This is a genomic window from Chryseobacterium vrystaatense, assembly GCF_000737765.1.
GTDB classification, from domain to species: domain Bacteria; phylum Bacteroidota; class Bacteroidia; order Flavobacteriales; family Weeksellaceae; genus Chryseobacterium; species Chryseobacterium vrystaatense.
The window spans coordinates 138733-165389 of sequence record NZ_JPRI01000006.1; the positions used below are offsets into that span (position 1 = coordinate 138733).

Annotated in this window: 22 protein-coding genes and 1 tRNA gene; 18 read left to right on the plus strand and 5 right to left on the minus strand. The window is 36.5% G+C overall.

Annotated features, from left to right (window positions below; translation table 11 throughout):
- Positions 1–12: 12 nt before the first annotated feature.
- The 3 genes from IW16_RS16405 to IW16_RS16415 are packed head-to-tail and all read left to right on the plus strand — an operon-like array spanning position 13 to position 2059.
- Positions 13–480, plus strand: coding sequence for a DUF1648 domain-containing protein (locus IW16_RS16405; RefSeq protein WP_034746672.1), 468 nt, complete (start codon positions 13–15; stop codon positions 478–480).
- Positions 477–821, plus strand: coding sequence for a cupin domain-containing protein (locus tag IW16_RS16410; protein WP_034746675.1), 345 nt, complete (start codon positions 477–479; stop codon positions 819–821). The genes IW16_RS16405 and IW16_RS16410 overlap by 4 nt, the downstream gene beginning before the upstream one ends.
- Positions 822–826: 5 nt before the next feature.
- Complete coding sequence (locus tag IW16_RS16415; RefSeq protein ID WP_034746678.1) at positions 827–2059, plus strand: 3-deoxy-D-manno-octulosonic acid transferase; 1233 nt, start codon at positions 827–829, stop codon at positions 2057–2059.
- Here the strand turns inward: IW16_RS16415 and IW16_RS16420 are convergent.
- Genes IW16_RS16420 through IW16_RS16430 form a run of 3 tightly spaced genes read right to left on the minus strand, consistent with a single transcriptional unit; the run spans position 2051 to position 4449 of the window.
- Complete coding sequence (locus IW16_RS16420; protein ID WP_034746681.1) at positions 2051–2677, minus strand: hypothetical protein; 627 nt, start codon at positions 2675–2677, stop codon at positions 2051–2053. The two genes, IW16_RS16415 and IW16_RS16420, sit on opposite strands and share 9 nt — an antisense overlap.
- Positions 2677–3432 (minus strand): glycosyltransferase family 2 protein, encoded by a 756-nt coding sequence (locus IW16_RS16425; protein WP_034746684.1) that lies wholly within the window; start codon positions 3430–3432, stop codon positions 2677–2679. The genes IW16_RS16420 and IW16_RS16425 overlap by 1 nt, the downstream gene beginning before the upstream one ends.
- Before the next feature lie 21 nt (positions 3433–3453).
- The gene (locus tag IW16_RS16430; protein ID WP_131327920.1) at positions 3454–4449 is read right to left on the minus strand and encodes an acyltransferase family protein; all 996 of its coding nucleotides are present in this window, start codon (positions 4447–4449) and stop codon (positions 3454–3456) included.
- Positions 4450–4628: 179 nt separating this feature from the next.
- On the opposite strand from IW16_RS16430, the gene IW16_RS16435 reads away from it, so the two are divergent.
- The 14 genes from IW16_RS16435 (at position 4629) to IW16_RS16500 (ending at position 23397) form a co-directional block, all read left to right on the plus strand.
- The gene (locus IW16_RS16435; RefSeq protein ID WP_034746687.1) at positions 4629–5099 is read left to right on the plus strand and encodes a lipocalin-like domain-containing protein; all 471 of its coding nucleotides are present in this window, start codon (positions 4629–4631) and stop codon (positions 5097–5099) included.
- A gap of 186 nt (positions 5100–5285) precedes the next feature.
- Positions 5286–8099, plus strand: coding sequence for a leucine--tRNA ligase (gene leuS / locus IW16_RS16440; protein WP_034746690.1), 2814 nt, complete (start codon positions 5286–5288; stop codon positions 8097–8099).
- Between the two features lie 240 nt (positions 8100–8339).
- Positions 8340–9203, plus strand: coding sequence for a MotA/TolQ/ExbB proton channel family protein (locus IW16_RS16445; RefSeq protein ID WP_034723277.1), 864 nt, complete (start codon positions 8340–8342; stop codon positions 9201–9203).
- Between the two features lie 68 nt (positions 9204–9271).
- Positions 9272–9874 (plus strand): ExbD/TolR family protein, encoded by a 603-nt coding sequence (locus tag IW16_RS16450; RefSeq protein WP_034746693.1) that lies wholly within the window; start codon positions 9272–9274, stop codon positions 9872–9874.
- A 15-nt stretch (positions 9875–9889) separates the two neighbouring features.
- Entirely contained in the window at positions 9890–10462 is a 573-nt protein-coding gene (locus IW16_RS16455; protein ID WP_034746696.1) for an ExbD/TolR family protein, read from the plus strand.
- A gap of 23 nt (positions 10463–10485) precedes the next feature.
- Positions 10486–11325: an energy transducer TonB gene (locus tag IW16_RS16460; RefSeq protein ID WP_034746699.1), complete on the plus strand. Its 840-nt coding sequence runs from the start codon at positions 10486–10488 to the stop codon at positions 11323–11325.
- A gap of 76 nt (positions 11326–11401) precedes the next feature.
- The gene (locus tag IW16_RS16465) at positions 11402–11599 is read left to right on the plus strand and encodes a DUF308 domain-containing protein (protein WP_083536272.1); all 198 of its coding nucleotides are present in this window, start codon (positions 11402–11404) and stop codon (positions 11597–11599) included.
- A complete protein-coding gene (locus IW16_RS16470) occupies positions 11589–12461 on the plus strand; it encodes a PstS family phosphate ABC transporter substrate-binding protein (RefSeq protein ID WP_034746705.1) in 873 nt (290 codons plus the stop codon). Before IW16_RS16465 ends, IW16_RS16470 begins: the two co-directional genes overlap by 11 nt.
- 91 nt (positions 12462–12552) lie before the next feature.
- Positions 12553–14202 carry a tetratricopeptide repeat protein gene (locus IW16_RS16475; RefSeq protein ID WP_034746708.1) on the plus strand — a complete coding sequence of 550 codons (1650 nt, stop codon included), beginning with the start codon at positions 12553–12555 and terminating at the stop codon, positions 14200–14202.
- Positions 14203–14284: 82 nt separating this feature from the next.
- Complete coding sequence (gene bshB1, locus IW16_RS16480) at positions 14285–15004, plus strand: bacillithiol biosynthesis deacetylase BshB1 (protein ID WP_034746935.1); 720 nt, start codon at positions 14285–14287, stop codon at positions 15002–15004.
- A 35-nt stretch (positions 15005–15039) separates the two neighbouring features.
- Positions 15040–15115 (plus strand) — tRNA-His (locus IW16_RS16485).
- 247 nt (positions 15116–15362) lie between these two features.
- The gene (locus tag IW16_RS16490; protein WP_131327921.1) at positions 15363–17663 is read left to right on the plus strand and encodes an FG-GAP repeat domain-containing protein; all 2301 of its coding nucleotides are present in this window, start codon (positions 15363–15365) and stop codon (positions 17661–17663) included.
- A 233-nt stretch (positions 17664–17896) separates the two neighbouring features.
- Positions 17897–18331 (plus strand): hypothetical protein, encoded by a 435-nt coding sequence (locus IW16_RS16495; RefSeq protein WP_034746713.1) that lies wholly within the window; start codon positions 17897–17899, stop codon positions 18329–18331.
- A 23-nt stretch (positions 18332–18354) separates the two neighbouring features.
- Positions 18355–23397, plus strand: a complete 5043-nt coding sequence (locus IW16_RS16500) for a DUF4132 domain-containing protein (protein WP_034746716.1) — start codon at positions 18355–18357, stop codon at positions 23395–23397.
- A 167-nt stretch (positions 23398–23564) separates the two neighbouring features.
- Here the strand turns inward: IW16_RS16500 and IW16_RS16505 are convergent, their stop codons facing one another.
- Positions 23565–23900 (minus strand): DUF3276 family protein, encoded by a 336-nt coding sequence (locus IW16_RS16505; protein WP_034701927.1) that lies wholly within the window; start codon positions 23898–23900, stop codon positions 23565–23567.
- A 99-nt stretch (positions 23901–23999) separates the two neighbouring features.
- The gene (locus tag IW16_RS16510; RefSeq protein ID WP_034746719.1) at positions 24000–25661 is read right to left on the minus strand and encodes an ABC transporter ATP-binding protein; all 1662 of its coding nucleotides are present in this window, start codon (positions 25659–25661) and stop codon (positions 24000–24002) included.
- Positions 25662–25751: 90 nt separating this feature from the next.
- Between IW16_RS16510 and IW16_RS16515 the strand changes: the two genes are divergently transcribed.
- Complete coding sequence (locus IW16_RS16515) at positions 25752–26657, plus strand: transcription antitermination protein NusB (protein WP_034746722.1); 906 nt, start codon at positions 25752–25754, stop codon at positions 26655–26657.

Here is a 26657-nt window from a genome sequence, read left to right on the forward strand (position 1 = left end):
AATACAGTTCGGATGGAGAATATTATTTTTACAGCTTTTGATATTTTTAATTTTGGACTGGTTGTTTTTTTCTGGTGGTTTACCTTAAAGAATTACAAAAGTTTACCTAAAAGAATTCCTGTACATTTCGATTTTGATGGGAAGGCTGATCACTTTGGGAGTAAAAGAAGTTCTTTTTTAACTCCAATGCTTGGAACGGCCTTGTATTTTTTCTTTTTAGGTGCAGTAAGGCATCCTCAGACCATTAATTTTCCGATTGAAATTACAGATCACAACAGTAGTATGCAGTTTCTGATTGTTAAAATATTTATCAGATGGCTGTTCTTTCTGACTATGCTTATTTTTATGAACGGGCAGGATTATATGTTCAGATATTCCTTTGATGACACCGTAAAGCCTAAAGTTCCGCTGCCGGCATCTGTTTTAGCTGTAATTGGCAGCATGATCGCTGTTTTTATTTTGATAGCCCAATTCACATGATACATTCCAAAGATAATTCAAAGTATTATAGCTGGGGAAACAGCTGTGAAAGCTGGGTCTTGAATGATTCCACGAATCTTTCTGTAAAACAGGAAAAAATGCCTTCAGGAACGGCTGAAAAACTACATTTCCATGAAGCAGCAGAGCAGGTGTTTTATATTTTAAGAGGAGAGGCTATATTTGATATTAACGATGAAAAGTTTTCTGTAAAGGCAGGAGAAAGTATTTCCGTTCAGCCTCAATCAAAACATTTTATAGCTAATGAATCTCAGGATGAACTGGAATTCCTTGTAATCTCCAGTCCATCGACTCATAATGACCGAATTGAAATTGAAAAATAACTAAAATGTCTTTCCTATACAATATATTTATCAGTCTTCTCATCTTCGGAATGAAGGTCTTTGCCTTGTTTAATGACAAAACTAAAAAAGGAGTTGAGGGAAGGAAACAGTCCCTGAATAAGGTAAAAGAATCATTTTCACCCTCAGATAAAGTGATCTGGATGCATGCCGCCAGTCTGGGTGAGTATGAGCAGGGACTTCCTGTGTTGGAAAAACTTAAAGAAAAATATCCTGATTATAAGATCCTGGTGACTTTCTTTTCACCTTCAGGGTATGAAAATGTTATTAAAAAGAAACATATTGCAGATGTAATGTGTTATCTCCCTTTTGATAAAAAACGTACTGTAAAAGAATTTATTTCCCAGTTTGAAACGAAATTGTTTTTTACGGTTAAATACGATTATTGGTATCACCTTCTGGCTGCGCTGAAACATAACGGCGCTAAGATCTATGTGATCTCAGCTTTGTTCTATGAAAGGCAGGCCTTTTTTACTTCTTACGGAAAATGGTTTGTAAAACAGCTTAAAAAAAATGTAGACTGGTTTTTTCACCAAACCGAATTCTCTTTTGCGTTAGCCAAGAGTATCGGTCTCGGTAATTCTTCGGTAACAGGAGATACGAGATTCGATAGGGTAAAACAGCTGAGAGTACGCGATAATCATGTAGATTTTATTTCAGAATTTCTGGGAGATCGTCAGGCGCTAGTCTTTGGGAGTTCATGGCAGGCAGAGGAAAAAATGGCGGCTGTTATTTGGCAGAAGAACAGAAATGTGAAAATAATTATAGCTCCTCATGATCTAAAAAGAGTTTCGCATCTTAAACAAACTTTTCCGAATGCTTTATTATATAGTGAAATCAGAGATACTCCATCCGGAATTCCAGATGCCCAGCTTTTAATTATCGACAGCATCGGTTTATTGTCAAAACTCTATTCTTACGCAGATATAGCTGTAGTGGGAGGAGGTTTTCATGATGCTGGACTCCACAATATCTTGGAGGCTGCAACGTTTGGTGTTCCTGTAGTCTTTGGAAATCATTACAGAAAAAACCCTGAGGCAGACGACCTGACTGCTTTTAACGGAGGGAAATCTTTTGCAGAAGAATATGCGGCAGCAGACTTTGTCCTGTTTCTACTTAATAATAAAGAAGAACTCCAGGATATGTCTGACAACGCCCAAAAGTTTATCGATGGAAAACCTGATGCCACTAAGCTTATTCTGAATAAAATTTTATCTTAAAAAACCCTGGCTTTTAGTGTCTTTCATAATTTGGTCTATATCATCAGGAACGTTTTCGGATTCAAACCAGTTAAGGTCTAGCCCATTATTGATACAAAGTTTCTGTAAATAATGATTCTCAGAGATTTTTGTTTGCGTTTCTCTCAAAAGCTCATCAATCTCCATCCAGTAATCTTCATCCAGTTTTTTTGTTAATACCAACGCTTTGAATATTTTATTGATGATGTAAATATAAAGTTTGTAAACATTGTCAAACCGCTGTCTGCTGAAATCATTGTTGGAATCCAGAATTCTGTTGACCAACAAAAGGTTCAGTGAAACTTCACCGTATTTGTCGGTGGTTATTTTAATATGCTCCGTTATTTCTGCACTCAGTTTTCTGATAATGGTAAGGAAGTATTTGGCGTTTCCCACATATTTTGCAGCCAGAACAACCTGCTCTGCCACATTCTCTTCCATTGCATTTCTTTTATCATCCGTCGTTTCCTCATCGATCAGTTCGAAATATAGTTTTTTAGACAAAAGCTTATCCTTTTTCAGCAGTCTGAAAATAAGACGGTCTTTTTCTACATTCGAAAAAGCACTCAATGCTGCTTTAAACTCTTTTGAGTACTCCATTAATTGAAAATTTTAGAATATTTTAGAAATCCATTCACTGCCCAGTTGGCGGTGTAATACAGTGATTTTATAGTAGAAAATCCCATAAAATCTTTATAGACCAGATACTGATCCTTGATGATGTTCTTTTTCTTTCGCGAAACACTGTTCTCACGCATCCTGTACTTCGCTAAGGTTTTATTGATAGGCATTCCTTCCGGAATTACTTTTAAAAGGTTCAGCCACATCACGTGATCTTCCCGCTTGCTTTTTACGGGAAATAAAAATTTACCCACTCTCTGGGTGTCATACATCGTAGATACCGGAGCCAGTCTGCAGGTTTTAAGAAGATTGGAAAAAGTGACCACTTTATCAGCTAAGAAATCTTTTAAAACGGGCTGTAGCTGTTCATTACATCTTGAGTAATTGCAGTAAACCAGCTCAGCTCTGTTTTCCACCATATAATCCGTCATGGTTTCAAGATATTCAGGGTACCAGAAATCATCAGAATCCAAAAAGGCAATATATCGTCCTGCAGCTCTTTCCAAACTGTTATTCCTTGCATTTCCTGCACCGCCATTTTGATCAAGTACCTGCAGTTTTATCCTCGGATCATTATATTTTTGTATAATTTCTACTGTATTGTCTTTAGAAAGATCATCAGTAATCAGCCATTCCCAGTTTTGATAGGTTTGGTTCAGGACAGACTGTATCGTTTCTTCGATGAATTCAGCAGAATTGTAGCAGGGTGTGATGATGGAGACTAGGTCTTTCATTGTGTTTTTACTGATGTAAAATTATAAAAATTTTTTCTCATAAAGATGCCAGGATGCAATTCCTACTCCGATCACTATCAGCATACATACAAAACTCATGAGAAAAGGATTGTAATTGGCAAATAGACCCAACGTGGCAAATACCCTGATAATAGGGAAGTGGAATATATAAATACCGTAAGTAAAGTCTCCATATTTCCCAAAATTATTCAGGAACTTCAGTGAGTAGGCGATATACAGTACAATAATGCTGATCATGATAGGCGAAAATAGTTTGATGTGCAGAATCAGATCTATCCAAACTGTAATAATGGCAATGATGAACAAGGTGTTTTTATATTTGATGAACTGATCAAAATAAAAATAACCCAACATTCCTCCTATGAAATAGCATAGTGAACCAGGAAGTTGTTTGGAAATAGAAATTTTTCCGGCCATTTCAAAATAATTAAGGAATATCAGAGAAAGGAAATACAAAACGATCAGGCTGATATTTCTGTACCTATTATTTTTACCGAATAATAAAAAAATCAGTGGAACTGAAAAATAAAAACACATTTCAATCTTAAGGGTCCATAGCGCACCATTGACCGCCTCATTTCCGAATACTCCCGGAAGGGAAGGGGACATAAAGTTCATGAATATAGAATTCCAGAAGAAATATTTATAGACCTGTGCAGATCCAAAATAATCTGAGAAAGAAAGTGTACTTACAAGGCTGAGAAGTACAGTACAGAGAACTACTACCAATAAATAAGCGGGAACAATTCTGTTGATTCTTTTCTTTAGATAGCTTTTCAGGCTGGAAGATCTTTCGTAGCTCCTTGCAATAAGAAATCCGCTGACAATGAAAAACGAAAAAACGGCAACTTCTACAGGGCTGTGTGTTAAAAAAGTGAGTTGGCTTGAGTCACTTAAAGCTCCCAAATGCCCTACAAAGACAATGAAAGCAAGGAGAACACGTATGAAGTCAAAATTATTTTTCGTTATATCCTGCATTTTTGTTTCTTTCTGCAAAAATAGGGTTTTTAATAAAACAGAGAGAAGAACACTTACTTCAATATTTGCTAAATACGGCTGTTTTAAAGGATACTGTTCTAAAATTTTCAGAAATATACATTATCGAAATAATTTTTCACAAAAAATAGTGTTATAAATCAAAAAAATTATAATTTTAGCCCTTGAAAATTTTATATATGAAGAAATTAGCATTACTATTTGCAGGTTTATCATTATTTGTGGCTACAGGATGTAATGATGATGGTGATAAAGAGATGGAATATCCTCTTGTAGGTGTTTGGCAGCCGCTGAAAGAAGTGGTTACTACAGTAGAAGTTGGTGAAGATCCTGTCTCAGATCTTATTACGTATACAGACTGTCAGAAAGAATCCAGATGGAGATTTAATACTGAGGCATCCGGAAAGAGAACGGAGTGGGGAGACAACGGAACACCTACGTGTGCTATTACTTCTGACAGAAACTTTACCTACACGTATGATAAAAGTGCAAAAACGGTAATTGTTAAGTATCAGGGTATAGTGGAGCCATCTAACGGTAAAATCGTTACCCTCAATGATGCTACCTTAAACATAGCATTTAGAGAAGAGACCCAGGATCCGACTGTATATAAGACAAGAACGTTTACAATGAAGAGAATCCCTCAGTAAATATACATTTCATACCTTATCATAGATCTCATCTCCGGATGAGATTTTTTTTTGGGTTCAGGGAGATTATTGAATTAATTAAAATTAAAATTTCCATTTCTTTTAAAATCGTTATTTTTGTGAATCTTGATTGGGAATGAAAAGTAAATCTCATTAAGAATTTTAACATCTAATATTTATAATAAAGTGTTTTACGATCATCAGCAGATAGAAAAAAAGTGGCAGAAGTACTGGGAAGAAAACCAGACTTATAAAACCTCCAATAAAACAGACAAACCTAAATTTTATGTTCTCGATATGTTTCCGTACCCATCCGGAGCAGGTCTTCATGTGGGGCACCCGCTGGGATATATTGCATCAGATATTTATGCGAGATATAAAAGGCACCAGGGTTTCAATGTTCTCCACCCGGTAGGTTATGACAGCTTTGGCCTTCCTGCTGAACAGTATGCTATCCAGACAGGACAGCATCCGGCGATCACTACTGAAGAAAATATCAACAGATATGAGGAGCAGTTGAAAAAGATCGGTTTTTCATTCGACTGGAGCAGAGAGGTGAGAACTTCAGATGCATCCTATTATAAATGGACACAGTGGATCTTTATTGAACTGTATCATTCATGGTATAATAAAAATACGGATAAAGCAGAATCCATCAATACTCTTATTCAACATTTTGAAGAAAAAGGAACTGAAGGATTAAATGCCAATCAAAACGACGAATTAAATTTCACAGCAGAAGAATGGAAAGATTCGTCAGATATTGATAAAGAAGATATCCTGTTGAATTACCGTCTCGCATTCCGTGCAGAGACTACCGTAAACTGGTGTCCTGCTTTGGGAACTGTGTTGGCGAATGATGAGGTAAAAGACGGAAAATCTGAAAGAGGGGGATTTCCTGTATTCCAAAAGAAAATGATGCAGTGGAGTATGAGAATATCCGCCTACTCCGAAAGACTGTTACAGGGACTGAATACATTAGACTGGCCGCAGCCTCTTAAAGATGCCCAGGAATACTGGATTGGAAAATCTCAGGGAGCACAGGTGCAGTTTAAGGTAGATGGTCATGATGAGGTTGTTGAGGTTTTTACGACCAGACCGGATACTATTTTCGGAGCGACATTTATGGTGCTTGCTCCTGAAAATCCTTTAGTGGATACTATTACTACAGATGCTCAAAAAGCAGAGGTAGATACTTATATAGAAGAAACTTCCAAGAAAACGGAAAGAGACAGAATGTCTGACGTGAAAAACGTGAGCGGTGCTTTTACGGGAAGTTATGCGGTCAATCCTTTTAGTGGAGAGAAAATGGCGATCTATATTTCGGATTATGTATTGATGGGTTATGGAACAGGTGCTGTCATGGCGGTTCCTGCACACGATGAGCGTGATCACAGATTTGCAAAGAAATTTAATCTTGAAATTAAGAAAGTAGTTGATACTGAAGAAGACGTTCAGGAAAAATCTTTCGACTCTAAAGATTCGGTATGTGTCAATTCTGATTTCTTAAACGGATTACATTATAATGATGCTAAATCAAAAATGATTTCTGAAATTGAGAACAAAGGAATTGGGCACGGAACAACAAACTACAGACAGCGTGATGCAATTTTCTCCAGACAGCGTTATTGGGGTGAGCCGGTTCCTATATATTATAAGGAAGGAATGCCTTACACACTTCCGGTTTCTGCTTTACCATTAGAACTTCCGGAAGTTGAAAAATACCTTCCGACGGAAGATGGTGATCCGCCATTGGGGAATGCGAAAGTATTTGCATGGGATGAAACGAACCAAAAAGTTGTTTCTACAGATTTAATTGATGATCAAACCATATTTCCTTTAGAATTATCTACAATGCCGGGTTGGGCGGGGAGCTCTTGGTATTTCCTTAGATATATGGATCCTTCCAATGATGAAGTTTTTACGGATAAGAACTTAAGTGATTATTGGGGACAGGTAGATCTATACATCGGAGGAAGTGAGCATGCAACTGGTCACCTATTATATTCCCGTTTCTGGAACATGTTCTTAAAAGATAGAGGATATATTAATCATGATGAGCCATTCCAAAAACTGATCAATCAGGGGATGATTTTGGGAATGAGTGCATTTGTATACAGAATTGACGGAACCAACCAATATGTTTCGAAAAATCTGGCTGCTGATTATCAGACTCAAAAGATTCACGTTGATGTATCCTTATTAAAAGGAACTTCTGATGAATTGGATACTGACGCTTTCAAAGCATGGAGACCTGATTATGCGAATGCAGAATTTATCCTGGAAGATGGAAAATACATCACAGACCGTGAAGTAGAAAAAATGTCCAAGTCAAAATATAATGTAGTCAACCCTGATGATATCTGTGAAGAATACGGGGCAGATGGTTTAAGACTGTACGAAATGTTCTTAGGTCCTTTGGAGCAATCCAAGCCCTGGAATACACAAGGCCTAAGTGGAGTGTATGGTTTCCTGAAAAAATTCTGGAACCTTTATTTTAACGGAGATGTTTTTGAAGTTTCTGATGAAGAGCCTACAAAAGCAGAATATAAAGTGTTACATACCTTAATAAAGAAGGTTGTTTATGATATTGAGAACTTCTCATTCAATACTTCCGTATCTTCCTTTATGATTGCTGTGAACGAGCTTCAAAAAATAAAATGTAATAAACGCAATATTTTAGAACCCTTAGCCGTTATCATCTCTCCCTATGCACCACACATCTGTGAAGAGCTTTGGTGCCTGCTGGGAAATAAGGAATCTGTTGAATTTGAAAAATTCCCTGTATTAAACGAGGATTACCTTGTAGAGGATGAAATTGAGTATCCGGTAAGTGTAAACGGTAAAATGAAGTTCAAAATTTCACTTTCCGCTCAATTATCAGCGAAGGAGGTTGAAGATTTGGTGATTTCGGATGAAAAAATGCAGCCGATTTTGGAGGGTAAAACACCTAAAAAAATCATCGTCGTGCATCACCGTATTGTGAATATCGTAATTTAAAAAAAAGTTAACATTGGCAAATTAAAAAAAATGGGGGTCTTATTTTTTTAAATTTCTAACTCAAATGTTAAAATTGGGGAAAATAAATAAAATATTTAAAAATAATTATTATATCGAAATCGTATTAAAATTTCTTTATCATAAAAATGCAAAATGTTTATTTAAGACTCTTGCATTTTAATTAATTTTGCCTTTAATTTACACCTTGTAAAATTTTAAAACAATATAATTTAGTTAAATATGGAAATGAATGTTTCAAAAAATGATGAGCAAGTAGTTGCTAGAAAAGCAGGAGGTTTAAACCCGGCTGTTATTATTCCTATTTTATTCGTTATAGGAGTTTGTATTTATTTATTTGTTCTTGGGAACCCAGGGAACTTTAAAGACGCAGAAAAACTAGGTGGTGGTTCTGTAGCTTTCTCTAGTGTTGAAGGAAAAGACATTCACCCAGAATCGTTTTTAGGTATTATCTACAAAGGAGGGGTTATCGTACCAATCTTGATTACTTTCATGATTACAGTAATCGTTTTCTCTTTTGAAAGATATTTCGTACTAGGTAAGGCTGCTGGAAAAGGAAACTTAGACAATTTCGTAGTTCAGGTAAGAAGCTTATTGAATCAAAACAAAATTGATGAAGCTTTAGAAGAGTGTGACAGACAGCAAGGATCTGTAGGTAACGTAGTGAAAGAAGGTCTTACTACTTACAAAGCACTTTCTCATGATACTACTTTAAATAAAGAGCAAAAAATGGTAGCTCTTAACAAAGCTATCGAAGAGGCTACAACTCTTGAGATGCCAATGCTGGAAAAGAACATGATGATTCTTTCTACTTTAGGTACTGTAGCTACATTGATCGCACTATTAGGAACTGTAATCGGGATGATCAAAGCATTCTTTGCATTAGGTTCAGGTGGTGGTACTCCAGATGCTGCTGCACTTTCTACAGGTATCTCTGAGGCCTTGATCAACACGGCATTAGGTATTGGTACTTCAGCTATTGCAATTATTCTTTATAACTTCTTTACATCTAAAATTGACGGATTAACTTATAAGATCGACGAGATCGCTATGAGCATCCAGCAGTCTTTTGCTGAATTCAACTAAGAATTGAATTTGTAGCAAGGAATTTGCATTCCAATTAAAAGAAGTTTAATTAAAAATAATTCAAAACAATGGCGAGAGTCAAACCAAAAAGACATGGAGTAGTGACGGATATGACGGCAATGTGTGACGTTGCCTTCCTACTACTTACGTTCTTTATATTGACCACTCAGTTTAAAAAACCTGACGTGGAGCAGATTAAACCGCCATCTTCAATATCAGAGAAGTTACTTCCTGATGCGAGTTTGATGACCATCAACGCTACTCCGGACGGGAAATTTTATTTCCAGCCGGTAGAGAATGCATCAGAGAGACTACAGCTTTTAGACAAAATGGGACAAAAGTATAATATGACTTTTACCAACCAGGAAAAAGCTGCATTTCAAAAAGTACAAGCGATTGGGGTTCCTATGAGCCAACTTAAAAGCTATCTCGATTTGTCAGATGAGGAGCAAAAGAATTTCAAGAGTCCTACTGGGATTCCTATGGATAGTACAAATAAGCAGTTAGTAGAATGGGTAAAACAAAGTTTGAGCGTAAATCCTGATTACAAATTAGCGATCAAAGGAGACGTTACTACTGAGTACCCTAAAGTTAAAAGCCTATTTGAAGGTTTAAGAGATATTGATTTTCTTAAATTCTGGTTGATTACATCACAAGAAGGTAAACCATAATAATATCATTTAGAAATGGCAGAAGTACAAGTACAGGAAAAAGGCGGCAAAGGCGGCAAGGTACGTTCCAAGAAGCAGAATACCAGAGTAGATATGACTCCAATGGTGGACCTGGGTTTTCTATTGATTACCTTCTTTATGTTCACAACCACATTTAGTAAACCGAATGTAATGGATTTGGGACTTCCGGCAAAACCTAAAGAGGATCAGCCGAAACCACCTCCAACAGAAATTAAACTTTCTAACTCAATTTCTTTATTATTGGGTAAAGACAATAAGATTTTCTGGCATCAGCAGGATCCTACATCTTTAACTGATCAGAATCTTAATGAGACTACTTACGATAGAGAGGGGATTAGAAAAATAATTGAGAAAGCAAAAGCAGGCGCTGTAGATAAATCAAAATTTACTGTTATTATCAAGCCTACTGACGATGCTGTATATAAGAACTTTGTAGATATTCTTGACGAAATGGCTATTACCAAAAGTGAGCAGTACGGGGTAACCGATGTGAAGCCTTGGGAAAAAGCGATTTATGATAGAAAAGTTGGGAATAATGGAGCTGCGGCTACACCAGCTACAAAGTAATTTAACCATAAAACTGTAAATCTATGGCAGATGAAAATGTATACAATCAGAATCTTACTTTAGACGAGATTGTATTTGAAAATAGAAACAAGGAATATGGTGCCTATGATCTTAGACATCAGTATCCGAGACTTCTGACAAAATCTTTTATTGTTGGAACGGCATTATTCCTGGTTGCGGCTTTGTCTCCTTTTATCTATCTTACAATTAAGAGACTTACTGAACCGCCTAAACAAGAAGTGAAGGCTGATTTGGTAAACATTATTGAAGATGATCCAATTATTGAGCAGCCAAAAGAAGAAGAACCACCTCCACCACCTCCTCCAAAAGTTGAAGAGAAAATTGAGGTAATTCAGAACGTGGTTCCAGAGCCTGTAAAAGCTCCAAAGATTGAGACACCACCGCCACCAATTTCTAAGCAGTTAGAAACAACAACTGGTTTGAATAATCAGGAGGGGGTTAAAGCTCCGGCATATACACCACCACCACCACCACCATCTACTGGTAACAAAGCCAGTACTGCTGAAGTAAAAACAAATAACCTTAATGAGATCTACAAAGATGTAGACCAGTCTGCAGAATACCCAGGAGGTATGGCAGCATTGAGAAAATATCTTGGGGAAAATTTTGATACTTCTTTAATGGAAGGAGGTGAAGGTACACTTAAAGCCAAGCTTAAGTTCGTTGTAGAAAGAGACGGAACGGTTTCCGCTGTGACTATTGAAGAGAAATCTCCAAACAGCGATTTCAACAGTGAAGCAATTCGTGTAGTTAAGAAACTTAAAAAATGGACTCCTGCGAAAAGAAACGGGGAGAGCGTTAGATCTTACTATAGCGTACCGTTCACAATGAACTTTGAATAAGAATTATTTATTCAACTTATAAATAAAAAGAGAAGCATATGCTTCTCTTTTTTATTTTTTTTGGTATTTTTGTTACATGATGTTCAATTGGTTATCCTTAGTTACCGGATTATTTTATATCGTATTGGGAATTGTAGTGATTATCTACAAATTTTTCTTTACGATTCTGGAGCCCGCTATTGCTTATGCAATGGGTGGAGTGCTTATTCTTTATGGAATATTTAGAATCTATAGAGCCGTTTCAAGAATTAAAGATTCACGAGATGAGAAATAGTCTAAAAATTGCAGCGCTTTCTGTGATAAGTATCGTTGCTGTGAACTGCAAAAAAGAAGATAAATCTCCATCTTATCACAAAGGAGACCTTACCATACTTACCGACGAATCTTTTAAAAGTGTTACTGAGGCTTTGGCGGACGGGTACATGATCAATTATCCTGAGACCCATATCAAAATCGAAACCAAAAAAGAGGATCTGGGATTTCTTGATCTGCTGCATGATAAGGCTCGAATTGCAGTGATGTCCAGAGAGCTTACGCCTGAAGAAAAAAAAGCATACGAAGAACAAGTTGACCTGAAGTTTTTGCCAGCTAAATTCGCAGCAGATGCGGTGGTTTTTGTTGTGCCTAAAGATTCTCCCAAACAGAGCATTTCAATGGATGAAATAAAAAAAGGGTTGGAATCTGAGGCTAAGAATTTTATTTTTGACGGAACCAATTCAAGCAATTTGAATTTTGTTGCTCAAAAGTTAAAGAAACAGCCAAAAGATCTTAAGTTTTCTATCATCCCGGGTAATCAGAATGTTATTGAAGAATTAGCAAAGCATACTGATAAAATTGGAGTTATTGGCCTTAATACTTTCAGTCGTCCCTATGATAAAACTTCTGAGAAGCTTAGAGAAATGGTTAAAGTTCTTCCGATAGAAGATAAAGGGAAATTATACTCAGTTGATCCGGAAACTCTACGGAATATGACCTATCCTTTTACCCGTGTTCTCTATTTCTTAACCAATGAAGGCAATTTCAATATAGCCAACGGATTTATCAGATATTCATGTACGCAACTAGGACAGATGATCGTACAAAAAGAAGGTTTGCAACCCTATAATATATACAAAAGAGAGGTTCAAATGCGTTAAAAAACAATAAAATAAGAATATACTTTTTATAAAAATATTGTTTTGGTCTAAAAATTGTGGAGCATATAACTCCAATAAAGAAAAATATAAAATGAAAGATATAATGATTATGAATGTAAAGAAAATTGCTTTTGGAGCAGCCGTGGTATTTTTTGCCGGTTTTACCTCTGCACAAACATTGCAGGATGGTATTAACAGTATAGACAGCGATAAATTTGCACAGGCTAAAATCAATTTTACGGAAATGGTTGCAAAAGCACCAACAGCAGAAAATTACTTCTATTTAGGAAATACTTATCTTAAGCAGAGTGAGCCTGATTATGCTAAAGCTGTAGAAAGCTTTAATAAAGGTTTGGCTGCTGATAGTAAAAGTTACCTTAACAAAATCGGTTTAGCAACTGTAAAATTAGGTAAAGGTGATAAAAGTGCAGTGGCTGAAATTCAGAAAATTGTAACTGATTCCAGAGAAAAGGACCCTGAAGTATTGTTCAGAGCCGCTGAAGCTTTAACTTTATTTGAGAAAAACAATGCTCCTGATTTAGCGATTCAGTTTTTGACGAAAGCGATTGAAAAAGCAGAGAAAAAAGGAGTTCCGGCACATTACTATTATACACTTGGAGATGCTTACAGAATAAAAAGAGTTCCGGGTGATGCCATGTCTGCTTACGACAAAGCCTTACCTTTAGCTAAAAATAAAGCTTCTGTTTATACAAGAATGGGAACGCTTTGGATGGCAGCTCAATTGTGGAAAAATGCAAAAGAAAGTCTTGATAAATCTATTGCCGTAGATGCAACATATGCACCTGCCTATAAAGCGATGGCTTCTTATAACATCAGATATCAGGAGAATGCAAAAGCAACCCAAGACCTTATCAATTATACGAAATATGCTGATGAGGATCCATATACTCAGTTAGAAATTTCTAAATTATATTTCACGAACGAAGACTATGCCAACTCTAAAGTTGTATTAGATAAGATCTTTGATAAGATTGATGATCCGATCAAATTTAAATTGAGAGCATATCAGTCTTTTGCTGATGGAAATTATGCAGATGCAAAACAGAATATGGATACATTCGTATCTCAGGCTGAGAAAACAAGATTGCAGCCGGCAGATCAGGGTCTTCAGGGACTTATCGCTGCAGGATTGGCAAAAACTGAAACTGATGCCGCTAAAAAATCTGCTTTAATGACAGAATCTCAGCAGAAAATTGCAATCGCTAAAGCTGCTAAAGATGAAACTATGAAGTGGGATATTGAGCTTGCGAATATTGCAGGTGGAGGTGCTTCTCAGGCTGAAGCAGAAAAAGGACCAACTACTCCGGAAATTGAAGCGTTGAAGAAGAAAGTAGCAGCTAATAAAGAAGATTCTGATTCTCTGTTTAAATTAGCTACAGCTTACCAGGATGTTAAAAACTGGAACGGTGCTGTTCTTACCTGGCAGAAAATGAGTATCCTTCTTCCAGATTGGGCACCGGCTTATTACAGCCAGGGATATTCTTATCAGCAGGCAGGAAACAATGATGCTGCAAAATTAGCGTACGAAAAATTCATCAGTACGGTGAAGCCAGCAGATCAGGAAGCTAACAAACAGACTTTAGCGTATGCTTACTTCGCGGTAGCGTATATGAATAAAGATTCTGATGCTGCAAAAGCTAAGGATTATGTAGCTAAATCTTTACAGCTTGATCCGACGTATCAGGATGCTGTAAAATTAAATGCAGAAATCAACAAGTAATTTAAATTTTAAATTATACATATTAAAACTTCCCATGCGTAATGCTTGGGAAGTTTTTATTTTAAATCTTATCTTTGACTATATGAAAACAGATATACTTGCCTTTGGAGCACATCCTGATGATGTAGAACTGGGATGTGGCGGAACGATAGCCAAAATGATTTCGGAAGGAAAAACATGTGTGATTGTAGATCTTACCAAGGGAGAACTTGGAACCAGAGGAACCGATGAAACCAGAAGAGTGGAAGCTGCTGAATCAGCGAGGATCCTTGGAGTTGCTGCCAGAGAGAATTTAGGAATGAAGGATGGGTTTTTGGTGAACTCCGAAGAATATCAGATGGAGATTGTAAAAATGATCCGCAAATACCGCCCTGAAATCGTCTTAGCCAATGCAATTGATGACAGACATCCCGATCATGCAAAAGGAGCGAAATTAGTATCAGATGCGTGCTTTCTTTCCGGGTTGAGAAAAATTGAAACAGTTGTGGATGGCGACAGTCAGGAAGTATGGAGACCGAAGCAGATTTTTCATTATATTCAATGGAAAGATATCAAACCGGAATTTGTTATTGATATATCTGAACACTTAGATAAAAAGATTGAGGCATGTATGGCATTCAAAACACAGTTTTATGATCCGACTTCTAAGGAACCTGTTACTCCGATTGCGACAAAAGACTTTTTTGAAAGTCTTACCTATCGTGCACAGGATTTAGGAAGGTTATCGGGAGTTGCTTATGCTGAGGGATTTACGTCTGAGAAGCTCATTGCGATGAAAAATTTTGATGGAATTATTTGGTAATTAAAAAATCTTCCCTATATTTGCACTCACAAAACGGTGATTGTAGCTCAGTTGGTTAGAGCGTCGGATTGTGGTTCCGAAGGTCGGGGGTTCGAGACCCCTCATTCACCCAAAGAAAGTACACTTTTTAAAAGTGTACTTTTTTATTTTACCATATTTCAAGCAGAAAATAATGTTCGATTTTCTATTCTTTTAAAAAAAATTTCCTTTCGATTTATTCTTAATCCTAACCCTAGGGCTTAAAAACGGTTTTCTTTATGCACATATAGAGAGGAATTAAAAATATTTTTATATTTGATTTATTCAAATAGTGAAACATAATTCTTTTTAAAATCACTTCAAATCAAAACTATTTAACATGAAAAAACTCTTTATTATTGCTATTGGGCTATTCTCCTTAATGTCTTATTCACAATCCTATTATCGCAATTTTTTTGATAATAGGGGCTATGATACATCAGTAGGAACATCAGCCAGTTCAGACCAGCTGGAGTTTTCATGGGCTGTACCTGCCCATATGGAAGCATTGGTATTGATGTATGAAAAAACACATGATAAAAAATATGCAGAAACTTTAATAAAGTGCATTGGAAATACAATTGATAGAAGGGATGATCTGAGAGATCAGGTACCGGGACTAAGCAAAATCTATGATTATAGGGGGATTTCTGGTGCAGCATGGTCTACTAATCATTACAATGCAACAATGGATTCAGGATTCCCTTATTCACATTTGGTTCATAGTGCTAATATAACATACCCAATGGCTAAGTTTGCAGCAATCGTTAAACTTGGTGGAACCGCTATAAAAAATCTGACTTCGGATGCAGGTGGAAGATATGGACTTAAAACATACGATTTGATAGCAGACGACCTGATACAAAAAGTAAAAGAAACATTAGACTACCACAATGATCAATGGTATACAGATCCCAATAACCTTGGTTATTATAAAGAAAGAAGTGATGGTAATCCACCAATAGGTTATCCGGGTGTCGTTTTACCCTTAAATATGCAAAGCTCTGTCGGAAGAGTCTTTGTACAAATGTATAGAGCTACTTCTCAAAATACCTATTTTGACAGGCTCTACAAGATGGCAAATTTTTTGAAATCAAAGACTTCGCTTAATAGTAATCTTGGGTCATATAGCTGGACTTACTGGCAGCACACTGACTTACGTGACGATGTTTCTCATGCGGGGCTGACAGCGGTTTTTCCATATGAATGTTATAAATATCAGATTGCAGATGCCAGTAACAACCTGATTTATGCATTTTCTGACATAGAAAAATATACTAATACTTTTACGAGAGACATATACAAGTCTCCTTTATCAATCAATAATGGCGTGAATTATACAGCTCAATCTTGGAATGTTAAGTATAATACCCTGCCTGCTTCTCAATACGATGGCTATATTTCTTATATGTGGATGTATTATTCTGAATATGATCGAAAAATATATCAAATAATTGCAGATCTGCAAGCCGCTAAAAATTATTATGAAAACGTAACTGTCGACGGCTCCTCCTTGACCATTGCACTTTTATCCAATTTTGAAAATTTAATTGTACCAGTAAATACAGAACATCTACCTGGTGAGGATTCTGATTGGAGAGGCGTAGCAAAAGGAAATTTTGATGATGACAATGATGATGAATTTGTAAGTATCAGAAATTATGATGGTATGATAAGTGCTTCAGAGCCTTATAATAAGAATTTTCGTTCTGTTGCAACTACTAAAATGTATGGAGCTTCATATAACTGGAAAGGGCTGGCTGCCGGTGACTTTTTTGGAGATAATAAAAGCGAAATCATAGCATTAAGTGACCATACCGATTATAACCAGAACGGGTTCTATGTATTAAAAATTGAAAATAATGCCATTGTTGAGCATGCAAAATATACAGGATGGGGAGCACAGTCAGATTGGGTAGGGGTTACTGCCGGAAATTTTATCAGCGGTGGAAAAGATGATGTTATCACAGTAAGAAATTTTAATAAAGAGGTTGCAGTACACAAATTCAATGGAACAGACTTGCAGTCAGTTTTTACAAATACTCTCAATTTTCCCGCAAATGCCAAAATAAAAGCAATAGCATCAGGTAATCTTGATAATGATGTCAAGGATGAAATAGTACTGCTTGTGGATGCGGATGACAATAATTCTATACATAATGGGATACATGTTTATGATATTGATGACAATGGGGTTATGACAAAAGTCGCAGCATATACAGGGTGGGGTTCTGCTTCAGACTGGAAGGGATTAGCTGTTGGTGATATTGATGGAGATGGAGTAAATGAGATAGTTGCTCACAGAAATTTTGATGGAGAATATAGAGTGTTTAAATTGAGTGGAAACAGCTTAATTCCTGCAGGCTCTGAAATTTTTCCTGCTATACAGACAGAAAATAGTGTGATGTGTCTTGGGAATTTTAATTCGGCTTCTCAAAATGATGAGCTGATTACCCTTAGAAAAGATGGGGGTATTGTCATGTTTTCTGCAGCAAAAGTTATCAAAAAAACTTCTAATACGAATAAGAAATCTGATCCTTGCCAGGATGAGCTGCCAGCCGAATTATTCAGTTTACTGAAATCTTCCTTTATTCTCAAAGAAAAATCAGAGACCATAGCATCTGCACAAAGAGGAAAGTAAGAAATAAGGACTTTGAGAATGCACAGTATAGTATAAAAACGGACCAAAAGTCCGTTTTTTCTTTTGTAAATCATAAGCAACTTTATTCAAAATCGTATATTTTGAATTCAAAAATTCACTTGCAAAACAAATTCTGCCATTGACCCTTTTTTATTGATATTCGTCATAAAATCTCAGATTGATACAATGGCCCTGAGAAATTTTACTATATTTAATCCACACTAACGTCAAATATGGAAATAAAGGTCACTGTAAAGCAGTTGGGGAAGAAACATCCTGTTCTTTCAGAAAAAAAAATTGAAATCGCTTACGAAGATATCACGATCACCTTAGAAAATCTATTAAAATTAATTGTTCGGCAGCAGGTTGAAGCATTTAATGCCCAATCATTTGAGCTGGAAGATCAGGATTATACTAAAATTCCTGTGGAAAACTATCTGAATATTCTTACAGATACCGGCAAGGTGGGATTTGGAAGTATTTATAATGAAAAGAAAGCAAATATTCAGAAGGCACAGGAAAATGCTATTCTTGCTTTTGAAGACGGGATGTTTGTTGTTTTTTATAATGATGAGCAACTTGAAAATCTTACTCAAACCATAGACCTGAGTTTGCAGCATACTTTTGCTTTTATCAGGCTTACATTTCTTGCAGGAAGTTATTGGTAATTAAAGACACTGAATCAAAATAAATGGAAATCACAGAAAAATTAGAATCAAAAAAGACAGTAAATAACTACAGAGATTTACGGAAAGATTTAAAGGAGCAGGCAGAAAAAGGTGTATTATCAAAACTCTTTTCAAAACCCGAACTTAAAAAAGAAGTAGCAGAATTTGGTTTGTTGATAGTTGGGAAGACCAATTATTTTGAGAGCCTAACTTTAGGTTCTAAAAAAACAGAAAACCTTAAAAAGTATATAAAACCCGATATTTGGAACGACAAAGAGTATCATAACCTGTTGGTTTATTTTTTTGGAGAGAATGTAGATCTCGTAAAGTACGCGTTGAACAAAATGCCATTTAAAATGTATCAGACGGGATATTATCGGCGGTCTTTCCGTGCACCGAATAATGAACAGTACCTATTTCTTAACCAAATCAATTTGTTAGGGAGCCTGCTTGAGCTTCCCAGTGTATATTCTTACAGTAGTGGAGGTGAACAGTATTTTGATCTTTCGTTAGAAGAACAGATTATTTACGACAGTGAAATATCAAATAGTTCCAATCAGTTCTACATTTGGTCAGCAGCAATAGATACGGGGAACACAGCGATTTATCAACTGATTGAAGATATTATTTTCAATAAACATCCTGAAGGAAAAGTATCCCGGAACATTATAAAAGCATTACTCAACAGTGAGCAAAAGCGATGTTGGGAACTGGTGGAAAAACTCTTGCTGGCTGCACAACGGCAGGAAGGTTTGAGGCAAACGGTTCTGGAAGCTTTGGATGAAACCAGTATAGGAGCTTTGGAATACATGACGAATGTGATTGTAGAACATAAGTTAACCCGATTCTCATCTGTAGTACGTTCTATAGATACCTGGACAGGTTTAGGCTGGGATGCAGAAAAAGAATCGGTGATAAAAAATATCGTTTCATTAGCGGATACCTATTTCAAGAATCCTGAGCTGATTCCTGATGCCATAAAAAGCAAGAATAATAATGAAGTATACATGGCTCTGTGGGTGCAATCTGTATGGGATGTAGAGAAAGCCGTTCCTTATCTGCATCAGCTGTATGATCATGGCAGTGTTGAAAAGAAATGCCTGGCTGTCAAGTTTGCAGGAGAAACCCAAGATCCTTATGTCCAAATGCCATTGTATTATAAGGCTGTACTGGAAGGCGATCTGCAGGTTTTAGCATTTGCAGGAGAGCCCTTATCAACATTATTAAGTGCAAATGTTAAGTCAAAATTCTTTATCAATAATCCTGATTATCCTGATTTCTTCGAAAAGCTGCATGAGCTTACCCAAAAGATAGAGGTGAAGGAAAAGAAATTTGAAGGTAAAATATTCTCTTGGCTTAATGCCACCTTCAGTAAAAGTACATTATACGCTTCGATGTTCTATTTGGTAGGGGAGAATACTGAAAAACTGAATACCGTCCTTTCTTATTTTGAGCAGTTTGAACTCTCATTGCGTGAACAGTTATCAAGAGCTATTTTGGGTGAGTTCTACTGTTATTCGTACTCCTATAATTTCGGAAAGAAAAAACTCGCTGTAACACCATTCCAGAAAGAGTTTGCATTTAAAATTCTCAAAGACCGCAGTGAATCTTTGATCGCATCAAGCATCAATGTATTACAGCAACATCCTTTAAATAAGGAAGAAATAATGATTTTCTTTGATATGTTTAAAAGAAAAGGCGGTACACTTCGAAAGAAGCTTATAGAGCTTGTGATAGAGCAGGAGGATGGGGTAGTTGCTCCATTGATTGAGGAATTAATGACCAAAGGAGATATCGAACAGCGAACTGCCTCACTGGATATCATGCTTCAGCTTCAAAAAGAAAGAAGAGCGTCTGCTCAAATCGGTACCTGGACCAGCCAGTTTGCTGAAAGGCGAAAGGTATCCGAAAGAGAACAGGGCCTTTTAGATCAGATTAATCCTTCAGGAGATCAGACCATACTTTCCGCTGAAAACGGATTTGGCTTTTATGATCCTTCCGTAATTTCAAAGTATGCATTACCCAAGGTAGAAGCAGATTCAATATATGCGCAGGCAACCAAAAATGATAAATATGGTTTCACCCTATCCATTGCCAAGATAAAAGAAGAATTAAAAAAACTCAATGATTTATTTCTGCAGCATAAAGACCATGAATATGAATCAGAAGAGTGGGGTAATTCTGTAACCAAAGTATTAATGGGAAATACTTTCCGTGCGATTAAAAGAAATACAGAGGGGTTTACTCCTCAGCAGTTAGCCGAAAATTATCCCCTGCATGAGGTATGGGAACAGTGGTTTAAAGATTCAGGAATGCTGCCGAGAGATTTATTTTTGCTGACATTTGCCGAAAAGTGCGACCGAAAAGTATTCAGGGAATTCCTGGAGGGATATGTGTTTTACCATAAGAATGTCATACCCAATCCTATCAAAGATGACTACAATTGGAATAATCCTATCAGCAGAATTCTCGAATCCCTAAAACATAAATTTGTATTCGAGGAAAAAACTGATTTTCTGATAGATGCCTGCAGTACACTCTTTGCTCATCTTCCGGACGATGTCATCAATTATAAAGGAAAAGATGATAAGGATTACTACTATACACAAAGAGGAAATGGCTGGCAGCAACTAGGCTTTTTTTATGTTTTTTTATGGGTTATCCCTAAGAAGAATCTTACAGATGAACAGCATATCAAGCAATGGAATTTATATCGATGGATGCAGTATAACGGGTTGCAGGATAATATAAAAGTTTCTGTGCCGCCATTGTATTTATTTTGTAAGGCTTATGAATTGCAAATCATTACCAAAGGTGAACTTTACGAAGGGATTATCACAGCTGAATCAGCTATAAGAGATCTTACCAGAACCCAAACATATCCCAACCAGGAAAATTATCCTGAGGAATTTCCTTTTCTGAAACCGATGATTGATGAAGTACAGAATAAGTTTCTGGATATAGAACTTATTCGGGGTGATGCAGGCACGGCGGTTTCACATTTTGTTCAGGAGTTTCAAAATATATATGGTGCGCATCGTCTCATACAGCTTTTGAAAGGATTGGGAAAAACGACACTCTATGCCAATTACATTTACAGTTATGGCAGCGAAAGCATGACCAAGCAGAAACTGTTTTCTTATCTGATCAAAAATTCTCATCCTTTAGCTGGCGATACTCAGGAATTGTTCAATGAAATGATGAAGAAAGAGAAGGTTTCAGAGCTTCGCTTGATACAGGCAGCTGTGTACGCACCTCAATGGCAGAAGCTGATCAGTACTTATTTAGGCTGGAAAGGTCTGGATTCAGCGATATGGTGGATGCATGCCCATACCAAAACCAGCGCTTATCAGGCACAGAATTCAGAACTGGAAAGTGAAGTAGCCAAATATTCATCCGTAGATGTTCAGGATTTTCAGGACGGAGCAGTAGATAAAGATTGGTTTACGAAAGCCTTTAAAGAATTAGGTAAAGCCCGTTGGGAGATGCTGTATGAATCTGCAAAATATATATCCGACGGAAACGGACACCGTCGTGCAAGACTCTATTCGGATACCCTTACTGGTGATTTGAAAATAAAAGAAGTAACAGCGAAAGTTAAAGACAAGCGCGATCAGGATTATCTTCGTGTGTATGGGCTTGTTCCATTGAGTAAAGCCAATCCGGAGAAAGATGTTTTGAGCCGATATGAATATATTCAGCAGTTCAAAAAGGAGAGTAAAGAATTTGGCTCTATGAAGCAGTCAAGTGAAGCACTCGCTATTCGTGTGGCGTTGGAAAATTTAGCAAGAAATGCCGGTTATCCTGATCCTGTCAGACTGACCTGGGCCATGGAGACCAAGCAGATTCAAACCATTCTGTCAAAAGAAACTCAGGTTACAATTGATGGGGTTACGGTAGGTTTAATTATAGAAGCAGATGGGAAAGCCGAAATGGTGGTATTCAGAGATGATAAGCAATTGAAATCTATTCCGCCAAAGATCAAAAAAGAAAAAGCCATCCTGGAATTAGGAAACTACCGTAAGATCATGCGTGAGCAATGGAGCCGATCCCGTAAAGGACTAGAGGAGGCAATGATCAGAGGTGACGAGTTTCTTTTTGCAGAAATTAAAAACCTGTTTGAACATCCGGTTATTGTTAAGCATTTGGAAAAACTTGTATTTATTTCCGATGATCATAAAATAGGATTCTATCATCAGGGCAGTCTGGTCAATGCTCATGGAGAAATTCAGGAATTAAATGGAGATCATACGTTACGTATTGCCCATTGTGTCGATCTGCATCAACATTCAGTTTGGAGTGATTATCAGCATTATTGTTTCACGGAAAAACTGATTCAGCCGTTCAAGCAAGTTTTCAGAGAATTATATGTACCTACTCCTGATGAGCTGAAGGAAAAATCTGTGTCGCGTCGATATGCCGGACATCAGGTTCAGCCTAAACAGACATTGGCCCTGCTAAAAACAAGAGGCTGGAAAGTCGATTATGAAGAAGGGCTGCAAAAAGTATATCATAAAGAAGGCTTCCAGGTGAAAATGTATGCCGCTGCCAACTGGTTTTCTCCGGCTGAAGTAGAAAGTCCAACGTTGGAAACGATAGAATTCCATTCATTAAAAGACTATAAGAATATTCCATTTGAAGATATTAACCCAAGACTGTTCTCAGAGGTAATGCGGGATATAGATCTTGTGGTGTCTGTAGCTCACGTTGGAGGAGTTGATCCTGAGGCAAGTCATTCTTCCATTGAAATGCGGGCTGTGCTTATGAAAGAAACTGCACGTTTATTCAAACTGGATAATGTGAGTATAGAAGGTTCGCATGTCTTAGTGAAAGGTAAAATGGCAGAGTATAGTGTGCATTTGGGAAGTGCAGTAGTGCATCAGGTTCCTGGGAAATATCTGTCCATACTTGCTGTCCAATCTCAGCATAGAGGAAGACTATTCCTTCCGTTTGCAGATGATGATCCAAAGTCGGCAGAAGTGATGTCTAAAGTGTTGCTGTTAGCCAAAGACGATGAAATACAGGATCCAACCATACTTTCGCAGATAAAGAAAGAATATGTATAGACTGTAATTCTGATATTATAATATTATAAAGAGTATACTTCCCGGAAAGTGTACTCTTTTTTTTATGTCCATTGTAAAAGAAATCAACCTAATTACATTGTACAGGAAAAATTGAGGCATAAAAAAAGCATCTTTTTCAGATGCTTGTGTTTTTAGATATTCTTTTTTTAAACTTCGTCGTCGGAATCAATTGTGAATGATTTGCTTTTGAAGTCCTTGTCGTGTTTTTCTGATATTACATCCTCACCCTTCTCGTTAATGATGAAATCTGTGGATTCATTAAACATCTCCTGAAAACTTTTAAAATCTTCTTTGTAAAGATAAATTTTGTGCTTCTCGAATGTAGCTTCTCCATTCTCTCCGAAATTCTTTTTGCTTTCGGTAATCGTAAGATAATAATCTCCTGCTTTCGTCTCGCGCACATCAAAGAAATAAGTTCTTCTCCCTGCTTTTAACACCTTAGTGAAAATTTCATTTTCATGGCGTTCCTTGTATTCACTCATTGTTAGATATTTTTTAATCTTGTTAAGAACAAATATAAAAGAATTCTTTTAATCACAAAATTTTTTTTATGATTTATTTAACAATTGAGAATGAAACAGCTAAGCGGTTACAGAATTGGTAATTTCAGTAAGGTTGAGGATTTTATCAGCTTTTTGAGCGCTAGACTCTCTGTGTGTGATAATTATGGATGTGGCGTTGTTGATTTTTTTATCAATATTTTCCAGGATATTCTGCTCTGTTTCCGTATCCAAAGCCGACAGGGAATCATCAAAAATTATGATATTTGGATCCTTAATTAATGCTCTTGCGATACATATTCTTTGCTTCTGTCCTCCCGAAAGCATCACCCCACGTTCACCAACAAGTGTTTTATACTGTTCTTTAAATTCAATAATATTTTTATCGACGTCTGCTATTTTTGCATATTCAACCACTTTTTCGTGGGAAGGATGATCAATAGAAAAACCGATGTTATTTTCAATAGAATCTGAGAATAAATAGCTTTCCTGAGGAATATAGCCAATGAAATCCCGGTAGTTTTTCAGATTATGTTCCTTGAGGTTTTTACCGTCAATTAAGATCTCTCCTTCAGTAGGGTCAATGAGTCTGCAAAGAAGAAGGGCAACCGTCGATTTTCCGCTTCCTGTTTTACCCATAATAGCCAGGGATTCTCCGGCGCCAATCTTAAAGCTTAAATTGTCCAGTGCTTTGATTCCTGTATTGGGATAAACGTAGGAAACATTTCTGAATTCAATATCACCTTTAATAGGATAGTTCTCAAAATTTGTGTTGACAACTTCTGACTTTTTATCCAGAAATTCATTAATTCGCTGCATCGAAGCTTCCGCTCTCTGATTGACCGAAGTTACCCAGCCTACCATTGAGAATGGCCAGATCAAAATATTGATATACATAAAGAAATCGGCGATTTTACCTACGCTAAGTTCTCCAGCCATATACTTTTGTCCCCCTACAAGAATTACAGCCACATTCAGCAGCCCGATTACAAATAAAATAATGGTAAAGAAATAGGCCTCTGTTTTCGCTAAATCTAATGCTTTGTCTTGATAATCAGTTACCTTTATGCCGTAGTTTTTCTTGATGTAATCTTCCTTGGCAAAATATTTTACAACCCTGATTCCCGAAAAACTGTCCTGTACAAAAGTGGAAATTGCAGACTGGCTTTTCTGCATAATCTTCGACTTCTTATTAATAATTGAACTTACCTTAAATATGATATAAGATAAAACAGGAAGAGGGAGCAAAGTCCACAAAGTCATATACGCATCAGTCTTCACCATATAAATACTGGTGATCAAAAGAAGAATTACCAAGTTCACCACATACATCACTCCGGGTCCAAGATACATCCTTACCGCTACAACATCTTCACTTAATCTGTTCATCAGATCACCTATAGTTGTCTGTTTATAGTCAGTAAGTGAAAGTTCCTGATAATGTCTGTAAATTTTATTTTTCAGTTCATATTCAATCCTTCTCGATGCAACGATGATCGTCTGGCGCATCATAAACGTGAAAAAACCGGTTAAAAGTGAACAGCCTACAATAATGGCTACATAGATAAGAACCTGCTTATTAAAGCCCAGATTCCCGCTTTTAGTAAGTTCGTCCACAGATTTTCCAACAAACTGAACCTTATATATATTGAAGAAATTACTGGCAATGATAAATAACAACCCCCAAAACAATAATATTTTGTGCTTCCAAAAGTAAGGGTTTAAGGTTTTTAGCGCTTTCATAAAGTTTTACAAATTTACAAAAATGTAGGCAGACTACGAATTTCATCAATTTTAATTTTTGTATCTTTGCACCCATAAAAAGCTCTTTGAATGTTAGGAAGACGACAAATCCGTGAAAAAGTAGTACAAACAGTGTATTCATACTATCAAAATCCTTTGAAATTTGATGTTTTAGAGAAAAACATGTTCTCAGGAATAGAGAAAATCTATAATCTCTATATCTATCAACTCAACTTTTTGGTAGCTCTGAAAGAATTAGCAGAGACTCAAATCGAGATCGGGAAGAATAAATATCTTAAAACCGATGCTGAGATTAATCCTAACCAAAAATTCATCAACAACCAGGTACTGATCAAGTTGGAAGAAAATCCGGAGAGATTATTTTTCACAGGACAACACAAGCAGTTGAAATGGGATATGCATGATGACATATTGGTGAAAACTTTCCAGAGAATTACTGCAGGAAAGCGTTACCAGGATTTTATGAAAGAAGATGGTTATTCTTTTGAAGAGGATCAGAAGTTTATTGGAAAACTGTTTTTGAGATACATTGCTGAGAATGAAGATTTTCAGGAATATCTTAGTGATAAGGAACTTTCATGGTATGACGATATCCATATCGCCAATTCGATGGTACAGAAAACAATCGGTTTCCTGAAAGAAGATGAAGAAAGCAGAACTTTGATTAAAATGATTAAAGATGAAGAGGATAAAACTTTCGCAGGAAAACTTCTTAGAGATACCCTGAACAATTGGGAAGCTACTGAGAAAAAACTAAGCGAAAGACTGGAAAACTGGGATTTGGAAAGAGTTTCCTTAATGGATAAAGTCATTTTATCTACAGCGATTTCAGAGCTGGATAATTTTGCGCTTACGCCTTCAAGAGTTATTATCAATGAATTTATTGAAATTGCAAAAGTATATGCAACAGACCGTTCCAATATCTTCATTAACGGAATTTTGGATAAATATTGTAAAGATCAAAATAGAATTTAA